Origin of the sequence: Streptomyces sp. B15, assembly GCF_018070605.1 — a bacterium.
In the GTDB taxonomy this organism is placed as follows: Bacteria; Actinomycetota; Actinomycetes; order Streptomycetales; family Streptomycetaceae; genus Streptomyces; species Streptomyces smyrnaeus.
On record NZ_JAGPXJ010000180.1, the window covers coordinates 1 to 5,471 of the forward strand.

At 72.7% G+C, this 5,471-nt stretch carries 4 protein-coding genes and 1 pseudogene; 4 read left to right on the forward strand and 1 reads right to left on the reverse strand.

Going from position 1 to position 5,471, the window contains the following annotated elements:
• From KBY19_RS37110 to KBY19_RS35515, 4 genes and pseudogenes are all read left to right on the forward strand, one after another.
• Nucleotides 1-114, forward strand: a pseudogene (locus tag KBY19_RS37110) (phage tail tape measure protein); the annotation flags it as partial.
• Nucleotides 115-296: 182 nt separating this feature from the next.
• Entirely contained in the window at nucleotides 297-845 is a 549-nt protein-coding gene (locus KBY19_RS35505; protein ID WP_185019032.1) for a MarR family winged helix-turn-helix transcriptional regulator, read from the forward strand.
• A complete protein-coding gene (locus KBY19_RS35510; RefSeq protein WP_210967488.1) occupies nucleotides 838-1,725 on the forward strand; it encodes an EamA family transporter in 888 nt (295 codons plus the stop codon). Before KBY19_RS35505 ends, KBY19_RS35510 begins: the two co-directional genes overlap by 8 nt.
• Before the next feature lie 174 nt (nucleotides 1,726-1,899).
• On the forward strand, nucleotides 1,900-3,951 hold the full coding sequence (locus KBY19_RS35515; RefSeq protein WP_099885822.1) for a prolyl oligopeptidase family protein: 2,052 nt from the start codon (nucleotides 1,900-1,902) through the stop codon (nucleotides 3,949-3,951).
• Nucleotides 3,952-3,974: 23 nt separating this feature from the next.
• On the opposite strand, the gene KBY19_RS35520 is transcribed toward KBY19_RS35515, so the two are convergent.
• On the reverse strand, nucleotides 3,975-5,471 hold a 1,497-nt coding region (locus KBY19_RS35520; protein ID WP_210967489.1), incomplete at its 5' end, for a glycoside hydrolase family 3 protein.

A 5,471-nucleotide genomic window follows, 5' to 3' on the forward strand; every position in this document is an offset into this window, starting at 1 on the left:
CACGTCGAAGGCACCCCCGACCAGCTGACCGACCCGGTCGCCAACATCGTCGCCGCCTGCAACTACGCCGCCGACCGCTACGGCTCCATGGACAACGTCGACTCCGCCTACTGACCAGCCGACGCCCACAACACCACTCACAGCACCACACCACGCATGCGAACAGGAGCGGGCGGGAGGAACACCACCTCCCACCCGCTCCTTCGCATATGCGCTCAGCGGTCCGGCGCGATGGCCGGGGCCCGCCGATCGACCTCCACGGGTTTGTTCTCAGCTCATACGGTTATGCATGAGTCATGCATGATGAGATTCGCACAGCAAATCTGCTCGGTGCGGCCTCGCTGGCGCTGAGCGACCGGCTGCTGGCAGGGGTCACGGCCGCGGCCGGCACCAGCAGCAGTGGCGCCGCTGCCCTGGTGGTGCTCTCCACCGACCCTGGGCTCAGCGTCACCGAACTGGGGCGGCGGGTCGGGCTGAGCCAGTCCGCGGCGGCCCGCATGGTCGACGGGCTGGAGAAACAGGGGCTGATCCGCCGGGAGTCGACGTGGGGGCGCTGGGTCGCTATCCATCCGACCGACGCGGGCACCCGGGCCGCACACAGCCTCCTTACCTCTCGGGGCGAGGCACTCACCGGCGCTCTGCGCCACCTCGACGAGGACGAACAGGCTCAGCTGGACGCGCTGTTGAGCAAGCTGTTGGCCGGTCTCTACCGGCAGCCCGGCGACGCCGAACGGCTCTGCCGGCTCTGCGACCGAGGAGTCTGCGTCCGCGACGACGCCACGTGCCCGGTCGGGCAGGCGGACCGGGAGCACCCTCACACGGGCGTGGACCAGGACGTTGGGTGAAGCCCTCGCGCTGGTGTCGGCTCTGTTCTTCGGCACCGCCCATTTTCTCAGCGGCCTGCTCGCGCGCCGCCTCGACAGTTCCGCAGTCGCTCTGATCGGCCAGCTCGGCGGCACCGCCCTGATGCTTCTGGTCGCACCTTGGTCCGCCGCGCCCCACATCAGCGGTGGTGCGCTGGGCTGGGGAGCGCTCTCCGGCGTCGGCACGGGCATCGGTGTGGCCTTCCTCTACCGGGGGGTGAGCGGTGGCCGCTTCAGCGTCGTGGTGCCGCTGAGTGACGTTGCCGCCGTCGCCCTGCCCGTGCTGATCGGCGTGGCGCTCTTGGGCGACCGCCCTCAGCTGTGGGCCTGGTACGGCATCGCCGCCGCCCCGCCCGCGCTGTGGCTGATCGCCCGCTCCGGCCGTGCCGACGAAGACGGCAGCGACAGCGACAGCGACAACTGCAGCAGCGACAGCCGCCGCGGCCGCGGCATCGCGTCCGGGGCACACCACGGGCTCGCCGCGGGACTCGGCTTCGCTCTGCAGTTCGTCGCCCTCGCCCAGGCGGATCCGGCTGCCGGCCTGTGGCCTCTCGTCGCCGGCCGCGCCGCGTCCGTCCTGGTCCTTCTGCCGCTGGTCGCCCGCCGTCCCGCCCGCCCCCGGCTGTCCGCCGGATCCGTGTGGGGATGCCTGATAGCCGGCAGCCTCGGGACTCTCGGGATCACCCTCTACACGCTGGCCACCCGGGAGCAACTGCTCTCCCTCACCGTCGTACTCACCGCCCTCTACCCGGCCGTCCCGGTACTGCTCGGCGTCGCCGTGCTCCGCGAACGCCTCACCCGGCTTCAGGGGGCGGGCCTGGTATGCGCAGCGGCCTCGATGGCGCTCATCTCCCTGTCCTGAACGAGAGACGACTCGCGCTCCGGAGCAGGAGGCCGCCGGCGCACACCGCGTTCCTCGTCGGCAAACAGGCGGCCCGAACGACGGCCACTGCTCTCCTCCCGGGCGTCGGCGGTCTCCTGGCGGTGCGCCGGCTCGCGACCTGACCGTGCAAGCCGGGGGGACAATCATGGGGTGATGGAGGAAGACGACCCGTATCTGTGGCTGGAAGAGATCGAGGGCGAGGCCGCGCTCGCCTGGGTGGAGGAGCAGAACGCCGAGACGGTGGCGGAACTCGCCGCCGACCCGGGGTTCGAGGCGCTGCGGAAGGAAGCGCGGGAGGTGCTGAGCGATCCAGCACGCATTCCGTACGTCGTGCGGCGCGGCCCGCACCTGTACAACTTCTGGCGCGATGCCGCCCACCTCAGAGGGGTGTGGCGGCGCACCACTCTCGCCGAGTACCGGGGGCCCGACCCGCGCTGGGAGACGGTGCTCGACGTGGACGCGCTGGCCGCGGCGGAGGACGTGCCGTGGGTGTGGTCGGGTGCGGTGGTGCAGCGGCCCGGCCGGAAGCGGGCCCTGGTGAAGCTGTCCCGGGATGGTGCCGACGCCACTGTCGTACGCGAATACGACGTGGAGGGGCGCCGCTTCGTGACACAGGCCGAGGGCGGCTTCCGGCTGCCCGAGGCCAAGACCTCGGTCAGCTGGATAGATCAGGACCACCTCTTCGTCGGCACCGACACCGGCCCCGGGTCGCTCACCAGGTCCGGCTACCCGCGCACGGTGCGGCGCTGGCGCCGGGGTACCCCGCTCGCGGAGTCGCCGGTCGTCTTCGAGGGGCGGGCCGAGGACGTGTCCGTCCACGCCTGGCACGATTTCACCCCCGGCTTCGAGCGGGATCTGGCCGTGCGCCATCGGGATTTCTGGCGCAGCGAGTACTTCCTGCTCGGACCGGACGCCACTCCGGTGAGGATCGAGGTGCCGGACGACGCGCTGGCCCGGATCCACCGGGAATGGCTGCTGGTCCGCCTGCGCTCACCCTGGCTGGACCGGCCGGCCGGAGCACTGCTGGCCTTCCCTTTCGACGCCTTCCTGCGCGGCGAGCGCGCGCACGATGTGCTGTTCACTCCGGACGAGCGCACCGTCCTCGACGGGTACGCCACCACGCGGGGCCACCTCGTGCTGGAGACCCTCACCGATGTCTCCTCCCGTCTGCAGCTGCTCACGCCGAACTCCGGCGGCGGCTGGTCGCGCCGCCCGCTCGGCGAGGTGCCGCCGCTGTCCACGGCTGCAGTGACCGCGACCGCCCCGGACGAGGAGGACGAGAACGCGGAGGAGATCCTCTTCGACGTCAGCGGATATCTGCAGCCCGCCACCCTGTGCCGGGCGATGGCCGACGCACCGGGCGTGGAGACGCTGAAGCAGGCGCCGGCCCGCTTCGCCACCGAGGGGTTGTGCGTACGGCAGCACTTCGCGGTCTCGGCGGACGGGACCCGGGTGCCGTACTTCGTCGTCGGGCCGGAGCGGCAGGAGGGACCGGTGCCCACGCTGCTGTACGGCTACGGCGGGTTCGAGGTGTCCCTCACCCCGTCCTACTCCGCCGTGACGGGCAGGACGTGGCTGCGGCGCGGCGGCGCCTATGTGGTGGCGAACATCCGCGGCGGCGGCGAGTACGGTCCCGCCTGGCACCGAGCGGCGCTCGGTGCGGCGCGGGACCGCGCCTTCGAGGACTTCGCAGCCGTCGCCCGGGACCTTGCAGCGCGGGGTATCACCGCACCGGAGCGGCTCGGTATCTCCGGCGGCAGCAACGGGGGCCTGCTGATGGGCGTCATGCTCACCCGCCATCCCGAACTCTTCGGCGCGGTCGTCGCCGAGGTACCGCTGCTGGACATGCTGCGCTTCCACCGGCTGCTCGCAGGCTCGTCCTGGATCGCCGAGTACGGCGATCCGGACACACCCGATGAGCGCGCCCAGCTGCTCCGCTGGTCGCCGTACCACAACCTGGACGCCGACCGCGGCTGTCCGCCGCTGCTGCTGACGACCTCGACCCGCGACGACCGCGTCCACCCGGGCCATGCCCGGAAGATGGCCGCGCGCATGCGGTCCCGGGGGCTGCCCGTCCGGTATTTCGAGAACACCGGCGGTGGGCACGCCGGTGCGGCCGACCATGAGCAGGCCGCCTTCGTCGAGGCGCTGACCCACACCTTCCTGTGGCGGACGCTGAGCGGCGAGGGCCGGGTGCCCGACTGATCCCGGGCGGGCACCCGTCACGGCTACGACACACAGCGGTGGAAGCCGTCGGCGGCCCGGGGGCCGCCCGTCAGCAGCTCCGCCGCGGCCACGCCGGAGGCGGCGCTCGCGCCGTGGGTGACGATCTGCGTCGCTCCGGTGAGGGCGTCGCTCGGCAGGCCCATCTCCACCACGACGGTGTCCGGGCGTGCGGCGACCAGCGCGGCGACGGCGCGGCTCATCCACGCGTGGCGGGAGGCGTCCCGGACGACCACGACGAGCGGCCGCCCGGAGGCGGGTGCCAGCGCCCGGCTGTCGAGGACGCCCGCCCGCTCCCGCAGTTCGTCGCCGTGCACGCGGGCGGAGGTCGTGCCCGGGAGGCGTTCCCGCAGCGGGGCCGCGACGCCCCACGGGGTCTCCTTGCCGATGGCCATGTTGGTGGCCGCGACCAGTTCCACCACGTGGGGCGGGGCCGCGAGGGGGAGGGTGTCCCGTGCGGTGCCGGTGAGCCGGACGGCGCGCCGCGCCGCGACGTAGCCGATGTCCCGGGCGGCCTCCCGGGCGGGGACGGCTGCCCGCAGCGCGGCTGACCAGTCCGCGAACTCGCGTACTCGGCCTGCGGCTTCGGCCAGCCGCTCTTCCGCGAGGTCGCCGCGGACGACGGCCTCGACGAGTGCCGTGGCCAGTCCGTCGACGGTGCTCTCCTCGGCGCTCTCCCCGCCGACGCAGACGGCGTCCACTCCGGCTGCGACGGCCCGCACGGTGGCCCCGTCGATCCCATGGCGCCCGGTGACGGCGCCCATCTCGATGGCGTCACTGACGATCAGCCCGTCGAATCCCAGTTCCTCGCGGAGCAGTCCCCGCAGTACTGCCCGGCTGAGCGTGGCCGGGAGGTCTGCGTCGTGGGCGGGTACCAGCAGATGTCCGCTCATGATCGCGCGGACACCCGCTTCCATCGCGGCCCGGAACGGGGGCAGGGACTGGGCGGCGATCCCGGTCCGGTCGGCGTCGTAAGTGGGCAGCTCGTGGTGCGAGTCGGCGGCGACATCACCGTGTCCGGGGAAGTGCTTGGCGCAGGCGGCGACTCCGGAGGACTGGAGACCGCGGATCCACGCCGCGGTGTGCCGGGACACCAGGTCGGCGTCGGCGCCGAAGGACCTGACCCCGATGACCGGGTTGTCAGGGTTGGAGTTGACGTCCGCGCTGGGTGCGAAGTCGAGGGTCACCCCCGTGGCGAGCAGTTGACGGCCCAGGTCGGCGGCGACGGCCTCGGTCAGCTCCGGGTCGTCGACGGCACCCAGCGCGAAGTTGCCCGGCCGGGTCGAGCCGGTGGCCGGCTCGATCCTGGTCACGTCCCCCGCCTCCTCGTCGATCGCGACGATCAGCGCGGGGTTCTCCGCGCGGAGCTGTGCGGTCAGGCGCGCCACCTGGTCCGGGGAGGAGATGTTGCGCGAGAAGAGGACGACGGAGGCCAACCCGTCGCCGATGTCGCGCAGGATCCAGTCGGGGGCCTCGGTGCCCACGAAACCGGGCTGCAGGAC

Coding starts and splice junctions, on each gene's coding strand:
- KBY19_RS35505 (WP_185019032.1), top strand. CDS start 297: ATGCATGATGAGATTCGCACAGCAAATCTGCTCGGTGCGGCCTCGCTG.
- KBY19_RS35515 (WP_099885822.1), top strand. CDS start 1,900: ATGGAGGAAGACGACCCGTATCTGTGGCTGGAAGAGATCGAGGGCGAG.